Origin of the sequence: Myxococcus guangdongensis, assembly GCF_024198255.1 — a bacterium.
In the GTDB taxonomy this organism is placed as follows: Bacteria; Myxococcota; Myxococcia; order Myxococcales; family Myxococcaceae; genus Myxococcus; species Myxococcus guangdongensis.
On sequence record NZ_JAJVKW010000008.1, the window covers coordinates 40,785 to 56,277 of the forward strand.

At 69.2% G+C, this 15,493-nt stretch carries 10 protein-coding genes; all 10 read right to left on the bottom strand.

All coding sequences use genetic code 11. The features are described from left to right. Positions 1-3: 3 nt before the first annotated feature. Positions 4-3,936: a translocation/assembly module TamB domain-containing protein gene (locus tag LXT21_RS24140; RefSeq protein WP_254040538.1), complete on the bottom strand. Its 3,933-nt coding sequence runs from the start codon at positions 3,934-3,936 to the stop codon at positions 4-6. 5 nt (positions 3,937-3,941) lie between these two features. Further along, on the bottom strand, positions 3,942-4,886 hold the full coding sequence (locus tag LXT21_RS24145) for an ExeA family protein (RefSeq protein WP_254040539.1): 945 nt from the start codon (positions 4,884-4,886) through the stop codon (positions 3,942-3,944). 24 nt (positions 4,887-4,910) lie between these two features. Continuing rightward, complete coding sequence (gene sgmX / locus LXT21_RS24150; RefSeq protein ID WP_254040540.1) at positions 4,911-8,084, bottom strand: type IV pili formation protein SgmX; 3,174 nt, start codon at positions 8,082-8,084, stop codon at positions 4,911-4,913. Positions 8,085-8,272: 188 nt separating this feature from the next. Then, positions 8,273-9,658: an acetyl-CoA carboxylase biotin carboxylase subunit gene (gene accC, locus LXT21_RS24155; RefSeq protein WP_254040541.1), complete on the bottom strand. Its 1,386-nt coding sequence runs from the start codon at positions 9,656-9,658 to the stop codon at positions 8,273-8,275. Between the two features lie 70 nt (positions 9,659-9,728). Beyond that, on the bottom strand, positions 9,729-10,325 hold the full coding sequence (gene accB / locus LXT21_RS24160; protein ID WP_254040542.1) for an acetyl-CoA carboxylase biotin carboxyl carrier protein: 597 nt from the start codon (positions 10,323-10,325) through the stop codon (positions 9,729-9,731). A gap of 29 nt (positions 10,326-10,354) precedes the next feature. Next, positions 10,355-10,936: an elongation factor P gene (efp, locus tag LXT21_RS24165; protein WP_254040543.1), complete on the bottom strand. Its 582-nt coding sequence runs from the start codon at positions 10,934-10,936 to the stop codon at positions 10,355-10,357. Positions 10,937-11,071: 135 nt separating this feature from the next. Beyond that, positions 11,072-11,434, bottom strand: coding sequence for a roadblock/LC7 domain-containing protein (locus LXT21_RS24170; protein WP_046715644.1), 363 nt, complete (start codon positions 11,432-11,434; stop codon positions 11,072-11,074). 32 nt (positions 11,435-11,466) lie between these two features. Then, positions 11,467-12,105 (bottom strand): hypothetical protein, encoded by a 639-nt coding sequence (locus tag LXT21_RS24175; RefSeq protein ID WP_254040544.1) that lies wholly within the window; start codon positions 12,103-12,105, stop codon positions 11,467-11,469. A gap of 36 nt (positions 12,106-12,141) precedes the next feature. After that, the gene (pilQ, locus tag LXT21_RS24180) at positions 12,142-14,862 is read right to left on the bottom strand and encodes a type IV pilus secretin PilQ (RefSeq protein ID WP_254040545.1); all 2,721 of its coding nucleotides are present in this window, start codon (positions 14,860-14,862) and stop codon (positions 12,142-12,144) included. Between the two features lie 56 nt (positions 14,863-14,918). Continuing rightward, positions 14,919-15,491, bottom strand: coding sequence for a pilus assembly protein PilP (locus LXT21_RS24185; protein ID WP_254040546.1), 573 nt, complete (start codon positions 15,489-15,491; stop codon positions 14,919-14,921). Between the last annotated feature and the right edge of the window lie 2 nt (positions 15,492-15,493).

Genomic DNA, 15,493 nt, shown 5'->3' on the forward strand with positions numbered 1-15,493 from the left:
GGGTTACTCGACCTCCCAGCTGAGCTTCAGCTCGAGCCCGAGGTTGCCAAACGAGGCTTCGCTGTTCTCGTTGTCCCACTGGGCCTGCGCGGAAAGTCTGTCGTCGAAGCGGTACTCGGCACGCGCCCGCGTTCCGCGCCCACTCACCGGTTGAGTCATCCCGATTTTAAGCTGCTCGCTGAGGAACTTCGACTCCAGTTGCGCGGTGGGCTCCGCTTGTCGGGTGGCGTCATTGTAGGTGGTGGATATCTGGAGGGACAAATCCCTCAGCACCGGATTGCTGGGAAGAAACCGCTGGACCTGCCGGTCCAGACCTGACGCGTTGAAGAGGGCCTCGGCCGCCAGCCCGGCCCCGGCCGACGCCGCGGTGTCCCGGTCCGACGAGGTGAACCCCAGGGTGAGCAGGGAGACGATGTCCCCTTCCACCAGCGCGGGCTCCGACGAGAGCAGAATCTGCGGGTCCGTGGGCTTGCCGAAGGCGTGCAGCTTCACCACGAACTCGCGCACCTGCGTCTGGGCCTGGACCTCGAAGACGGGCTCCAGGCTGGTGGCGTCCTGGAACTCCAGCTGCCCCTGGCTGATGGTGAAGGGGTTGTTGCGGAAGAACGCCTGGCTGCCCTCGGCCAGCTCCACCCGCCCCAACAGGCCCGGCCGCAGGTCCGTCCCCGTCAGCCGCACGTCCCCGAGCATCCGCGCCTTGGCCAGGTTGTTGTCCACGCGCACGTCCCCGAAGTGGACGTTCACATCCCAGATGACCCAGGGCTTCAACGCCTCGCCCAGGGCCGCCGACGGCGAGGGCGCCTGCACCGGAGCGCGCTTCTGCATGGACTTCAGCAGCGCCTCCACGTCCAGCGCCTTCTGGTAGCGCATCTTGACGATGTCGATGCCACCCGTGACGGTGAAGCCCTTGGGCGGCCCCACCACCTGGAGCAGGCCGGAGAACGTCGCCGGCAGGTCCTCGGTGAGTCGGTACGGCACCTCGTCCAACTGCACCGTGAGGCCCAGTCGCTGGGGCAAGAAGCGCGACAGTCGCACGTCGCCGCGCGCGGACACCTTGCCCTCGTTGACCACGCCTCGCAGGTGCTCCAGCAGCACGCGCTGGCCCGTCAGCTCCACGCGCCCGGACATGTTGCGGACGTTGATGGGCAGGTCCCTCATCGCCACACGCAGGTCCAACAGCTCCGCGCTCCCCACCACCGAGGGCGCATCCAGCGTCCCCGTCGCCTCCGCGTCCACGGTGAGCCGCCCCGTGGAGCGCTCCACCATCGACGGCAGCAGGGACTCCAGGAGGCGCAAATCCCCGCCTCCGCGCAGCGTCACGCCGATGCCGCCGCGCGTGGTCATCCAGCCGCCCATGTTCAGGTCCACGTACGGCCCGAGGAAGCGGAACGGCTGCACCTCCAGTCGCCCCTTCCCGAAGGCGAGCGAGATGGGCGCCGTGTTCTCCGCGCGCACGTCGTCACGCGACAGCGCCAGGCGGTCCACCGTCGCGCGCACCTGCGCGGCCTGGGGGTCCATCAACGGCCCCTTCGCCGTGAGCGAGCCGGACACCTGGCCGGACACGCCCGCCCACAGCGGCTCCGCCGGCAGCAGCGTGCGAATCTCCGGCAGCGCCAGCGTGAGCGACGCGTCGTAGGGCCACGTGTCCTGCACCTTCATCTTCACGCGGCCGTTGGCGTCCTGGAAGGGCCGGCCCCAGACCTCGAAGTCCTTGCCCACCAGTCGCCCCGTGAGGTCCATGGCGCCCAGGTTGCGACCGTCCAGGGCGATGCGCGGCGACTTCAGCGTGACGTCCACCACGGGGATGTCGGACGTGCCGGAGACGACGCCGTCCATCACCATCGTCCCCGTGAGCCCCACGCGCTCGGCCAGCTCCGGCCCCACGGTCTCCCCGAGCGCAAGCCCATCCCCACCGAAGCGGTAGTCCAGCCCGCCGGCGAACAGCAGCGTGCCCTCGGCCCAGGTGCGGCCCAACGGGCCCTTCAACTCCGTGCGCTCGAGCACCATGGCCTTGCCGTCCACGAAGCGCAGCCGCGCCGCGCCGTCACCCATGCGCCGCCCGTAGTACGTGGTGTCCTTCACGTCGAAGGCCACCAGCCCCTCCAGCTTCTCGATGGGGCTGTCCACCTCCACGCGTCCGGACGCCGTGCCGCCCAGCGTGCCCTGCATCACCGCCAGCGACGGCGTGAGCCCCGCGACCACGTCGACCAGGTCCTCGGTGCGCCCCTGCGGGACGTTCACCTCCAGCTTCAGGTTGAGCAGCCGGCCGAAGCCCACCGCCGCCTTGCCGTAGTACTGCGTGCGCCCCTTCTGGCCGGTGAACGAGGGGAAGGCCAGCACCCCGTCCGAGTAGCCCAACTTCCCCTGCAGCACGCCCAGGTTGAAGCCCCAGAAGACGAAGTCGCGGAAGGACAGGCCCGACTCCACCTTCACCTCGGAGACGGGGCCCGTAATCGAGTACGTGGCGTTGCCGCGCCCCGCCCACTTCAGCCCGGCGATGTGGCCGAAGTCCGACAGGTCCACGTCGCCCTGGCCATGGATGTCCAACCCCAGGCCATTGCCGATGAGCAGCCCCACGTCGGCCTGCACGCGCGAGCGGCCCACCTCCGCCTGGACGTGGTTGAAGGACACGCGGTCCGTCTGCAGCCGCACCTGCGCCTGCGCCCGCCCCTTGTCGAACTCCAGGATGTTGATGCCCTCGCTCGCGGGAGCGTCATAGGCACGCGTGGCCAACCGGAAGCGTCCGGTGCGCAAATCCAATGGCCCCGACAGCGAGAAGCGCGGCAGCAGGTTGCCGGAGAGCTGCGCGTCGAGCGACGCGGGGAAGTCCACCCACGAGCCCTTCACGCCCGCCTTGTCGAGGACGCGCGCGAGGGACGCATCCTCCGTCTTCAGGCGCACCTCCAGCGGGAGCAGCGGCGTCAGCAGCAGCTTGCCCGTGGCGCGCACCCGCCCCATGCCCACCGGCACCACCACTTCCTCCAACCGCACCTCGTCGCCCGCGTAGGACAGCCGCGCGGAGATGTTGGCGGGTCCGAAGCGCTCGTAGCCCAACCCGTTGCCGGACAGCTCCAGCGACACCGCGGGGGACTCCGGCTTGCCGGCGATGGACACGCGGCTCCACAGGTGCCCCGTGGCCGGCTTCGGCAACAGCTTCGCCTGGGACAGCGTGCGCAGCGGCAGGAAGATTTGCGCGTCCAGCGCCAGGTGCGGCTGGCAGAGCGAGTCCACCCGTCCCGACACCGTGGTGCTGATGTCATCCAGTGACACCTCGGCGCGCTCCAACTCCAGCAGCGCCTCGTCCGGGTCCACCGCGCCGGCGATGGCCAGCCGCTGCAGCGCCAGCTCCTGGCCTCCGGCCCCCAGGCGCACGAGTCCCCGGCGCGCCTCCACGTCCAACTCGATGACGCCCCAGCGCTCCGCCCAGCGGACATCCAGGTCCGCCACCTCCACGCGGCGTCCTTCCGGCAGCGCCACCCTCACCTCGGCGCCGACGATGTCCAGCCGCGCCACCCGCACCCGCTCCAGCGGGTCCAGGAAGCAGCCCTCCGACTTCGTCTCGGGACGCTCGCGAGGCTGGGACAGGTCCAGCGCCAGCCGCGGACGCACCGCGCGCACCGAGGCGAACGTCAGCCTTCCAGAGAGGGGCCGCAGGAAGCCGAACTGCACCTCCGCCAGGTCCGCCGCCAGCAGCGGCGTGTCCGCGCCCGGCTGAAAGAGCGAGAAGCCGTGCACCAGCACGCGCGAGCCGAGCGGATCCAACTCACACCGGCCGATGCCCACGTCCAAGCCGAGCACATCCGGCAGGTGCCGCCGCGCCACGGTGCAGGCCACGTCCCACGTGGCGGGCATGCGCAACGCGAACACACTCCCCGAGATGACGAGGAGCACGAGCAGCAGCGCTCGAAGCGCACCCTTGCGGCTCTGTGTGGCCAAAGCCCCTAGAGCTTACCCAGCCCTTCGAGGTAGCGGTCTATCTCCGCGAGGTCGAGCTTGTTGTTGGCCGCTCGGGGCAGGTTCGTGGCTGGCACGCTCGCCCTCTCGGCTGCTCCGGGAGCGGCCGAGTTGATGCCCTGCAGGCCCAGGTTCTTGCCGATGGTGTTCACCATGGCCGCGGACACGGTGTCCGCCCGGGCCAGGAAGGCCTCGAAGAGCGCGTTGTCGCACAGCGTGTTGATGACACGCGGCGAACCGGACGAGTGCTCGTGCACGGCCAGCAGCGCCTCGGGCGAGAACGGCATGCGCGGGCAGCCGGCGAGCCGCAGGCGGTGCTTGATGTACGCCTCGGTGGACTCGGCCGTGAAGGGCTCGAGCTTGTAGCGCATGGCCACGCGCTGCGCGAGCGGCGGGTCCAGCTTCAGGTTCTTCTCGATCTCCGGCAGGCCGAAGAACACGAAGGAGATGAGCTTGCGCTCCGGCACTTCCAGGTTGAGCAGCCCCCGGAACTCCTCCATCAGCTCCCGCGTCTCCAGCATCTGCGCCTCGTCGATGAGGACGACGGCCTTCTTGCCGGACTCATAGATTTGGAGGAGCCGCTGGTAGAGCTGCGACAGGAGCGCGAGCTTCTCCTGCGCGGGGTTCTCCACGCCCAGTTGCAGCGCGATGCGGCGCAAGAGCCAGTTGGCGGTGATGCCCGAGTGGATGATGACGAGCAGCGCGGCCTCGTACTCGGACTCGGGCAGCGAATCGAGCATGCGGCGCGCCAGCGTCGTCTTCCCCGCGCCGATGTCGCCGACGAGGATGGACAGGCCCTTCATGTAGCTGACGGCGTGCATCAGCCGGGTGAGCGCCTGCGAGTGCTGAGCCGAGTTGTAATAGAAGCGGCTCACCGGAGCGTTGGAGAAGGGCTCCTGGGTGAGGTCGAAGAAATCGAGGTAGGTCGTCATGGGCTCGCCGGACCTCGGGGGCAACTAAACGTAGCCGACCTTGCGCGCCTTGGGCGCGCCGGCGGCTGGCACAGGGGGATTGGCCACGGCCGCGGCTGCGGCGCCGCCAGGGCTCTTCGTGCCGTTGGCGGTGGCGACCGGCGCGGGCATGGGGAGAGGGTCGTCTTCCGGTGAGGTGCTGGCGGACAGCCGGGACACCTGCGAGCTCACGTCGCGGTACTTCGCGTCCATCGCCGCCACGCGCTGGTAGTGGTGCAGCGCCTTGCCCGGCTCGCCGTGCGCCTCCCAGGCCGTGGCCAGCTCGAAGCCCAGCGCCTTGGCGGCCTCGCCCGTGGCGTGGGGACTGGCGAGCCCCTCGCGGAAGGTGGCCACCGCGGACGCGCCGTCACCGCGCAGCAGGTGCAGCATGCCCATCATCGTGAGGCAGTCGAGCTCGCGCTTGGAGCCCATGGAGCCCTGACGCGCCACCTCGAACTCGTGCAGCGCGTCGTCCAAGAGGCCCATCTCCTTGTAGGCGATGCCCAGGTCGTAGTGCGTGTCCACGTCCTCGGGCTTCACCACCTTGGCCAGGCCCTTCTTGAACTCGGAGAACACCTCCTCCACCGAGTACTGGAAGTCCTCTTCCGCCGCGGGCGCCGCCGCCGTGTCGTCGCCCAGGTTGTCGATTTCGCCGGCCAGCTCCGCCGCCAGGTCGAACGCATCGCGCTCTCCCGCCGCCTCCGTCATCGGCAGCACGGTGGGCACCGACACGGGCTCCGGCGGCTCCTCCTCCGGCGGCACTCCGCCACTGGCCTCGAGCGCCTCCAGGCGCTCCATCAGCTCCGTGCCGCGCGCGTGGCCCGGGAAGGCGATGGTGACCGTCTCGAGGATTTCGCGGGCCTCTTCCAGCAGGCCCTGGTCCAGGAAGAACGCGGCCTCGTCGCACTCCTCGGCGGCGGGCTCCTCTTCCTCGGGCTCGCTGACGCTGTCGTCGGCGAACTCGGCGGCGGCCTCCTCCTGGGGGGGCTCCTCCACCGAACCGAAGTCCTGAGGCTCCTCCTCCACCGAGCCGAAGTCGGTCTCCGGCAGGGACTCGGGCTCGTCGAAGGGCGCGTCGTCCATCGCGACGATGGCGTGCGAGGCGGTGGGCTCCTCCTCCTCGAAGTCGCCCAGCGACGGCATGTCGGAGCCCGCGGGCTCCTCGAGGTCGTCGAGCATCGACGCATCCAGCGGCGCGATGCCCACGCGCGTGGGCATCTCGTCCACGTCGAGCGAGGCTTCCTCGACGAGCGTCGCCTGCTTGCGCGTATCGGGCGCGGCGTCCTGGAGGAGCTGACGCGTGGGCGCGCGCACCATCGTCGGCGGCGGCGCGTCGTCATCGTCGCCCAGCGACATGGCCGCCATCGTGGACGTGGCCTCGTCGTCCGGATCGCCCAGCGAGTAGCTCTCGTCATCGGAGAGCGGCGCGTCCAGGTCGGCCGACTCGACGAGCGGCTCGTCGTCCGTGGACGCGAGGCCGGGCTCGTCCGTCAGCACCATCCCGTCGTCGCCCGACACCAGCAGCTCGTCCTCGGCCGCCGCCGCCAGGTCCTCCGGCGCGGGGGAGTCGTAGACGTCGTGCTCGCCCGAGGTGATGGCCTCGCCGACGAGCGCCTCCTCGCTGACGACGGCGGCATCGTGCTCGTCGTCGATGACCTCGTCGGAATCGCTCGAGGGCAGCGTGGCCAGCGCCAGCTCGTCCCCCGGCGGATGCAGCAGTGCGTCCTCGGGCGGCGGCGCGACGAGCACCTCGTCGTCGCTGGAGTCCACCAGGATGGCGTCCTCGCCCACCGACTCCACCACCGTCGCGGACGGAGAGGCCGTCACCGGACCCTCCACGCGCAGCACCGACAGGAACGCCGGCACCTCCGGATGCGCGGGGTTCTCCTGGAGGATGGTCGCCAGGTACGGCTGCGCGCGCGTCGAGTCCGCGGCGCGCGTGCACAGGCGCAGCACGTTCAGCAGCTGCTCGCCCGCCTGCGCCGTGTTCCCCGACGCGACGTAGATTTGGTACGCCTTCTCGTGCGCGTCCAGGTTCTCCGGGTCGACGGAGAACACCTTGCGCAGGTGCTCCAGCGCTTTGTCGTGGAGCCCGTACTTCACGTAGACGTCCGTCTCCGTGAGCAGCTTCGCCAGCTGCTCGCGCGCCATCCCCGCCTGCGAGGGAGGCGGCGCCGCGACGGGCGCGGGCTGCGGCTGCGGAGCGGGCTGGGGCGCGGCGGCGCGGGCGGCCGGCTGGGGCGCGGCGGGCTGCTGCGGCTGAGCCACGGGCTGGGGCGCCGCGGGAGCCGGCGCGGGCGCGCGGCGCGCGAGCAGCTCCGGGTCCTGCGGATCCAACACTTCGATCTGCGTCCAGACGGCCTCGGCCTCGGTGAGACGGCCGCGCTCCTGGTGGATCTTCGCCAGCTCCTTGTAGACGGACACCGTCTTGGAGGTCTGCCCCAGCCCCTGGAACGCCTGGGCCAGGAGCGACAGCGTCTCCACGTCGCGGCCATCCGCCTTGAAGCACACCTGCAGCTTCGCGAGCGCGCGCTTCTGGTCACCGCGTTGCAGGTACGAGGACGCCAGCTCCTTGGCGAGCGGCAGGTTGTCCGGCTCGAGCGTGGACAGGCGCTCGGCCACGCGGGCCCAGTCGTCACCGCGGCCGTTGCGCTTGAGGTACTCGGCGGCGCGCTTGAACTCCTGCACCGCCTCGCGCGACATGTTCTCGCGCGCGTAGAGCTCCGCGAGCTTGATCTTCGACGCCACGTTCTCCGGGTCGAGGTCCACCATCTTCTTCAAGGTATCGAGCGACGACTTGGTGTCGCCCGCCTTGTCGTAGTGGTTCGCCACGATCTGGAAGTAGGCCATCGCCTCCGACATCAGCCCGAGCTGCTGGTGCAGCTCCGCCAGCTTGAGGTTCACCTCGAGCAGGTTCGGGTTGAGCTTGAGGACCTGCTTGTAGAGGGCGACGGCCTTGAGGAAGAAGCCGTCCGAGGAGTAGCTCTCCGCGACCTTGGTGAAGAAGTGCGCCGCCTGGGCGTTGTCGTTCTTCTTCTGGTACAGCTCCCCCATCTTCTGGAGCACCCGGATGTCCTTCGGGTCGACCTCCAGGACCTTCTGATACTCCTTGATGGCCTTGTCGTACGCGCCCTTCGCGACCAGCTTCGCGGCGGCTTCGATGATCTTGTTCTTGTCCATCGAGCGTGGGCTTCCGGCGAGCCGAAACCCCTTGGAACTTCGCGGGTTTCTATCTTCAAAAGGGGGAGAGTCGGAGGCTAACGGAATCCTCCGACGCGGGTCAAGAAACAGCCCGGCTCCCCCCAGGGCCAGCTCACCTGCTTGCACACCCGCCCATTAGACGGACGCGCCACGTAGGCGGACGTGCGCTACGGCGTCTCTTCCACGGCTTTCTTGAGTCGACGGGAACCCGTCTCGCTCGCGAGCAGCCGCTCCACGAAGCGCGTGTCGTAGTTGCCCTCCTGGAAGGACTCCTCGCCGAGCGCCGCGCGGTGGAACGGGATGTTGGTGCGGATGCCTTCCACCACGTACTCGCCGAGCGCGCGCTGCATCCGGCGGATGGCCGTCTCGCGGTCCTCCGCGTGCACGATGAGCTTGGCCAGCAGGCTGTCGTAGTACGGCAGCACCGTGTAGTTCTCGTAGGCCCCCGAGTCCACGCGCACCCCGTAGCCTCCCGGGACGCTGTAGCCGGTAATCTTGCCGGGCCACGGCGCGAAGGTGATGGGGTCCTCGGCGTTGACGCGGCACTCGATGGCGTGCCCGCGGATCTGGATGTCCTCCTGCTTGAAGCGCAGGGGGTGGCCGTAGGCCATGCGGATCTGCTCACGGACCAGGTCCACGCCCGTGACGAGCTCCGTCACCGGGTGCTCCACCTGGATGCGCGTGTTCATCTCCATGAAGTAGAACTCGCCGCGCTCGTCGAGCAGGTACTCGATGGTGCCGACGTTGTTGTAGCGCAGCTGCCGCATCGCCTCGACGGACACCCGGCCCATCCGCTCGCGCAGCTCCGGCGTGAGCGCCGGGGACGGAGCCTCCTCGATGAGCTTCTGGTGCCGACGCTGCACCGAGCACTCGCGCTCGTTGAGGTGGATGATGTTGCCGTGCTCGTCCGCGACAATCTGGATTTCGATGTGGCGCGGCTTCTCCACGTACCGCTCGATGTAGAGGTCGCCGTTGTTGAAGGACGCCACCGCCTCCGCCTGCGCGGTGGAGAACGCCTGCGCCAGCGCGCTCGGCTCGCGGACGATCTTCATCCCCTTGCCGCCGCCACCCGCGGCCGCCTTGAGGATGACGGGGAAGCCGATTTCGCGGGCGAACGCCTCCGCCTCGCGAGGGTCCTTCACGGTGCCGGGGCTGCCGGGGAGCAGGGGCATGCCCGCCTCCCGCGCCGCCTGCCGCGCCCGCACCTTGTTGCCCATCATCCGCAGCATCTCCGGGCGCGGACCGATGAAGCGAATCTTGCAGTTCTCGCAGACCTCGGCGAACTCGGCGTTCTCCGACAGGAAGCCGTAGCCAGGGTGGATGGCGTCCGCGCGGGTGATTTCGGCGGCGGACAAGAGCTGCGGGACGTTGAGGTAGCTCTCCTTGGACGACGGAGGGCCGATGCAGACGGCCTCGTCCGCGAAGCGCACATGGAGGGCGTTGGCGTCCGCCGTGGAGTGCACCGCCACGGTGGCGATGCCCAGCTCCCGACAGGCGCGGATGACCCGCAGGGCAATCTCCCCGCGGTTGGCGATCAGCACCTTCTTGAACACGGGGGTGTCTCCTGGAACGGTCGGCGTGGGGAGCGCGCCCGTCGTGGGGCGAAGGGCGCGCCCGCCCGCGTCAGGCCGGCTCGATGCGGAACAGGGACTGGCCGAACTCCACCGGCCGCCCGTTCTCCACGAGGATCTCCACCACGCGGCCGGAGACCTCGGACTCGATTTCGTTCATCAGCTTCATCGCCTCGATGATGCAGAGCACCTGGCCCTTCTTCACCACCGAGCCCACGTCCACGAACGCCGGCTGATCGGGCGCCGGCGTCCGGTAGAACGTGCCGACGAAGGGGCTGGTCACCACGTGGCCAGGCTTCTCCGGGGCCTTCTCGGCCGCGGGGGCCGCGGCGGCGACAGGCGCGGGCGAAGGAGCGGACGCGACGGCGCGCGGCGCGGGCGCCGCGTACTCCACCGCCGGGCCCACCGGGACGGCCGACGGGGCCGCGTGGTGGACGATGGTCGTCTCCGGGGCGTGGCCGCGGCGGATGAAGAGCTTCTCCTCCCCGCGCTTCCACACCAGCCTCGTCACGTCCGAGGCCTCCAGGATGTTGACGATTTCCCGCAGGGCATCCACGTCCAGCGACGTGTTGCCAGCGTGGGCCGCGTTCGCCGGAGCGGACGCGCTGGCGGGCGTGGAGGCCCGGGTCGACTTGCGCTTCGTTGCCATGCTCGCGTCCCCTCCTCGGGCGTCCTGGACTAGCCCGCGGTGGCGACGCGGGTCAGGTACTTGCCACCGTCGCGCGTGTCGATCTTGAGGACATCACCCTCGTTGATGAAGAGGGGGACGTTGACCTCGAAGCCGGTCTCCAGCGTGGCGGGCTTCAGCGCGCCGGACACCGTGTCGCCGCGAACGCCCGGGTCGCACTTGATGACCTTCAGGTCCACCGAGTTCGGCAGCGTCACGCTGATGGCCTTCCCGTTCCAGAACAGGATGGTCGCGTCGGTGTTCTCCTTCAGGAAGTTCTTCGCTTCGCCGAGTGCCTTCTCGCTGATGAAGGTCTGCTCGAAGTCGCGCTTGTCCATGAAGTAATAGTCGTCGCCCTGGACATACAGGTACTGCATGTCCTTCTCTTCGATGTCCGGGCGGTCCACCTTGTCACCGGACTTCAGCGTCGGCTGCAGGACGCGGCCCGTGGTGAGGCTGCGGATCTTGGTGCGGACGAAGGCGGAACCCTTGCCGGGCTTCACGTGCTGGAACTCGACGATGACGAACGGCTCACCGTCGATTTCGATCTTCATACCGTTGTGAAACTCGGACGTATCGATGACACCGGCCATGGGGACCGACTCCTTCAGACTCGAAAATACGGAAGCTTGAAAAGTCGGGGGTGTCTAGCCCATGCCCCCTCCCATGGGAAGGGGAAACCTGCGGAGCGCCGCGTCGTCCGGACGACTGCTTTACAGAGGGCGCGGCTACAGCTCCGCGCTCACCTTGGGGGCCGTCACGCGCAGCACATAGCGGCCCTTGCCGTAGTTGCCATCCGCGCGCAACGCGAGCACGAGGAAGTACTCCGGCGACACCAGCCGCATCAGCGTGAGGACCTTGTCGCTGTTGACGCTGACCTCGCTCACCGCGCCCGTCTTGAGCGTCTCCGCGGCGTGGCGCAGCTGCGTGAGGAGGTTGGCGTACTCCACCCAGGCCCCGCCCAGGTCCAGCTCGCTCGCCTCATCGCGCTGGTAGGTGTCCACGGAGATGCCGTCGAAGCCCATCACGCTGCAGGCGAGGGCTCCATCCACCTGGTTGACGACTGACTCGAGGTGCGTGCGAAAGGACATGGGCTCAGGGGTTCCTGGGTGGCAGACGAAGCTCAGGGAGCCTCGCACTCCGGGACGACGCCATTCAGACCCCGCAGGTCGCAGGCCTCGGAGCGTGGCGACGGGACTTCACCCGGCTTGGGGCAGACAAACCCCACGTTGGTGACCACGAGCGGGAAGGTGAACTCGTTCACTTCCACCTTGCTTCCGGTAGCGGTCTCGCCCCGGAAGCGCATGGTGACGAGCGTGTCGACGATGCCGCCTCCCGTTGTCGCCGCGAGGAGCGCGGCCTGGGCGTCCCGCGTGAGCAACCCCAGCAGCAGGCTGCTGTCCTGATTCGGGCGGAACCCTCCGAAGAGAGGGACGTTCGCATCCTCGATGCCCAGGTCCGGCTCGGTCCGATACGACACATCCACGGACCTGATGTAGATGGCTTGGGAATCCGGGTCGGACACCTGGCCCCCTTCTCCTACGAGGATGGGGGTATCGGTGAGGTTGGAGGTGATGATCAGCCCCAGGAGGAAGTCTCCAGCCAGCCCCAGGTTCAGAGATCCCCTCAGAATCGCCTCGTCCTCCGGAATCGTGCAATCCGGATCCGGAAGGGCAGCATGAAGGACCTGCAACTTCGGGGTGTTGTCGACGCAAGACACCGAGCCGAACGCCATCAGCGCGGCGAGATAGATGGGCTTCATGAGCGTACTCTCTCCTCGGAGAAGAGGCGCGATGCCTTAAAGGCTCTGCGCAATGGTCTGCCGGTTGAGGATGCGGGGCGTGATGAAGATGAGCAGCTCCTGCCGATCATCCGTATCGTTCGTCTGCCGGAAGAAGAACCCGAGCACCGGAATCTTCGACAGGAAGGGCACCGAGTTCGTCCGCGTGGAGCCACGGCGCACGTAGATGCCGCCGATGACCGTGGTGTCTCCGTCCTTCACCAGCACCTGGGTGACGGCCTCCTTGCGCTGGATGGAGGGCTGACCGTTGGCACCGGTGTTACCCGGGTCCGGCTGGTTGTTGGAGGCGTTGATGGCCATCAGGATGCTGCCGTCCTGGGTGATGTGCGGCGTCACCTCGAGCGACAGACGGGCCTCGATGAAGGTCGTGTTCACGCCGGCCGCGGACGTCTGGCTGAACGGGATGGACACACCCTGGCTGATGCGCGCGGTGTTGTTGTCCAGCGTCGTCACGCGGGGCGCGGAGATGGTCTTGATGGTGCCCTCGGTCTCCGCCGCGGACAGGCGCAGGTTGAGCTGCAGCGCGCCACCGGCCGAGCCGAAGACGAAGCCGAGCGCACCACCGGCGTTCTCACCGACCGGCGCCGGCAGGTTCACCGCGAAGTTCGGCACCGCCGGCAGACCCGCGGCGCCGATGCTCGGCGAACCACCCGTCACGGCGACGTTGTTCGGGAAGATGAGGCCCGTCGAGTTGCCCGTGGCGGCGGCGGCGCGAGCCTGACCACCCCACTGCACGCCGAGGTTGCGGCTGAAGGTCGTGCTCGCCTCGACGATGCGGCTCTCGATGAGGACCTGCGGCGTCTGCGTGTCCAGGCTGCGCACCAGCGAGCGGGCCTTCTCCGTGTTGGAGCGCACGTCCTTGACGATGAGCACGTTGGTGCGCGTGTCCACCGTCACCGTGCCGCGCTCGCTCAGGACATCCTTCACGCGGGCGGACATGTCCGCGGCCACCGCGTAGTTCACCGGGATGAGGTTGACCAGCAGGTCCTCCTGCTGCTGGAGCGACTTCTTGCGCTCCTGGCGCAGCCGGGCCTCCTCCTCCAGCGTCTTGAGCGGGGCGATGCGGATGATGTTGCCGAACTCCTCCTTGCCCAGCTGCTTGGTGCGCAGGATGAGGTCCAGCGCCTGGTCCCAGGGCACGTTGCGCAGGCGGATGGTGACCCGGCCGCTCACGTCGTCCGCGACGACCACGTTCTTCTTGGAGATCTCCGCGATGACGCGCAGGAGGTTCTGGATGTCGATGTCCTTGAACTCGAAGGACACGCGCTTGCCACGGTAGCGGGCCTGCTGCGGCGCGCCCTCGGCGGCGTACGCGGGGGCCTCGGCGGTGAAGCCGGCGGTGCGCTGCGCGACCGACACCTCGTCCGTCTTCACGCCCTTGACGTCCAGGCGCCACGACAGGGTGTTGCCGCTCTGGCTGACCTTCTCCTCGATGGCGCCGTCGGCGGCGACCACCACGCGCACCTTGCGGCCCTCACCCGGGACGCTGAAGGCGCTGATCATCTTCACCGGCGTCTCCAGCGCGCTGGTGTCCAGGCTGCGCTCGAGCTTCTTGGGCAGCCGGGCGTTGTCCAGCGTCAGCACCGCGCTGCGCGGGTCGGGACGGTCCACCTTCCAGCCCGCCGTGCCGGACAGCTTCAGCACCACGCGGCCACCCGCCCCACCCTCCTGGAACGACAGGTCCTTCACCTCGACCACGGAGGTGGAGGCCGGAGCCTCCACGACCACCGGGGCCGGACGCAGGGGCTCCACCTCGGCGACCGAGGCGATGACCTCTTGCGGCGCGGGCGACGGCGCGGCCTTGCGGGCCACCGCGCCACCGAGCACCACCTCGAGGCCCTTGTCCGCGCGGTCCACGCGGTAGGCCGGCATCTTGCCGCGCACGTCGAGCACCAGCCGGACCTTGTCCGAGTGGGCGCCCACGCGCACTTCCTTCAGGGTCGCGCCGTTGATGCGGGGCGCGCGGGCCGCCAGGCCCACCCCGTAGAGGTCCACCGCGAGCCTGGGCGGGTCCGCCAGCTCCAGCACCTCGTAGCGCGCGATGTCGCCGTCCGCGCGGATGCGCAGGGTGTCATCGGCGTACGCCAGCTGGGTGATGCGCTGGGCGGGCTGCGCCACCTCGCGCTCGTCGGCCTCGGCGGCGACGACGTTCTCCGGCAGCGCGGGCTTCGCGGGCGCCTCCTGCTTCACGGGAGCCTCCGCGACGACGGCGGCCAGCTTCACCTCTGCGGAGGGCGCGGGCGTCGTCGGGGCGGCGGGGGCCGTCGCGACGGTCGCGGGCGCGGCGGGCTTCGCCTCGGGGGCGGAGACCACGCCATCCACGGAGATGACCACGCGGTTTCCATCCGCGCGCACGTCGTACTGGGACGCCTTGTCGAGCGCCAGCAGCACCCGGCCGACGCTCGCGCGCTCGTCCGAGAACTGCGACGCCACGACGCCGGACACCGGTCCGGAGCCGTCATGGTGGCCCTTGATACCCGTCGCATCCGCCGACGAAAGGTCCACCACCAACCGCTCCGGCCCACTGAGCCGGAAGACGGTGAAGGTGGGGGGCCGGGTTCCGGTCACCACCACCTGGGCGCCCGAGCCGGTACGGGACACATCCAGGTCCCGAAGCGTATTCAGTTCGGCGCCGCTACTGCTGGCGCCCGCAAGGACGACCGCGAATGCAGTCGCCAACATCCACTTGCCCCTCGTCACAGCGCTCCTCTCGAGCATGCGTCCCCTCACCAAGTTGGAAGCGGGCTGCCGCCCGCGGGCGCGCCACGGGGGCGCTACTCCCCGTAGTTTTTGCCCGTCATTAAATTGTAGCTCGGGTCCTGCCGATCATCGGGCTTGAGCTGCAGGGTCACCGGATTCTTGATGATCTCTCCGTTGCCCGAGAACACCTCGGTCACCGTCAGCGAATCACGGAGGATCTGCGTGACCTTGCCGCCCTGGCGCCCCACGCGGGTGTTGCGGCGCACGATGTGGCCTCGACCCAGCGGGTCTTCGACCATGGCAAGTGGATTGGCGTCGCCCGTGACGACCGCGACCAGCTTGAGCTGGTCCAGGTCGAACGCGCACAGCGGCTCCAGACAGGTGGACGCCACGATGTTGGGGTTCACCGGCCCCAGCTCCTCCAGCGGGCTGCGGAACGGGTCGCGCTTGCCCACCGGGTTGTACGAGTAGACGTACGGCGCCGCCGCCGCGGCGTCGACCGCGGCCGGAGCCGTCTCCGCCGGCGCGGCGGGAGCGGGCTTCGCGGGAGCCGCCGCCACCGGCGGAGGAGGCGGGGGCGCGTCCTCGCAGGCGGCGAGCGTCAGCGCGAGCGCGGCAGTCGTCATGGTGGCCTTGAACATCTTCATCC

Coding starts and splice junctions, on each gene's coding strand:
- LXT21_RS24145 (WP_254040539.1), bottom strand. CDS start 4,886: ATGACGACCTACCTCGATTTCTTCGACCTCACCCAGGAGCCCTTCTCC.
- sgmX (WP_254040540.1), bottom strand. CDS start 8,084: ATGGACAAGAACAAGATCATCGAAGCCGCCGCGAAGCTGGTCGCGAAG.
- accB (WP_254040542.1), bottom strand. CDS start 10,325: ATGGCAACGAAGCGCAAGTCGACCCGGGCCTCCACGCCCGCCAGCGCG.
- efp (WP_254040543.1), bottom strand. CDS start 10,936: ATGGCCGGTGTCATCGATACGTCCGAGTTTCACAACGGTATGAAGATC.
- LXT21_RS24170 (WP_046715644.1), bottom strand. CDS start 11,434: ATGTCCTTTCGCACGCACCTCGAGTCAGTCGTCAACCAGGTGGATGGA.
- LXT21_RS24175 (WP_254040544.1), bottom strand. CDS start 12,105: ATGAAGCCCATCTATCTCGCCGCGCTGATGGCGTTCGGCTCGGTGTCT.
- pilQ (WP_254040545.1), bottom strand. CDS start 14,862: ATGCTCGAGAGGAGCGCTGTGACGAGGGGCAAGTGGATGTTGGCGACT.
- LXT21_RS24185 (WP_254040546.1), bottom strand. CDS start 15,491: ATGAAGATGTTCAAGGCCACCATGACGACTGCCGCGCTCGCGCTGACG.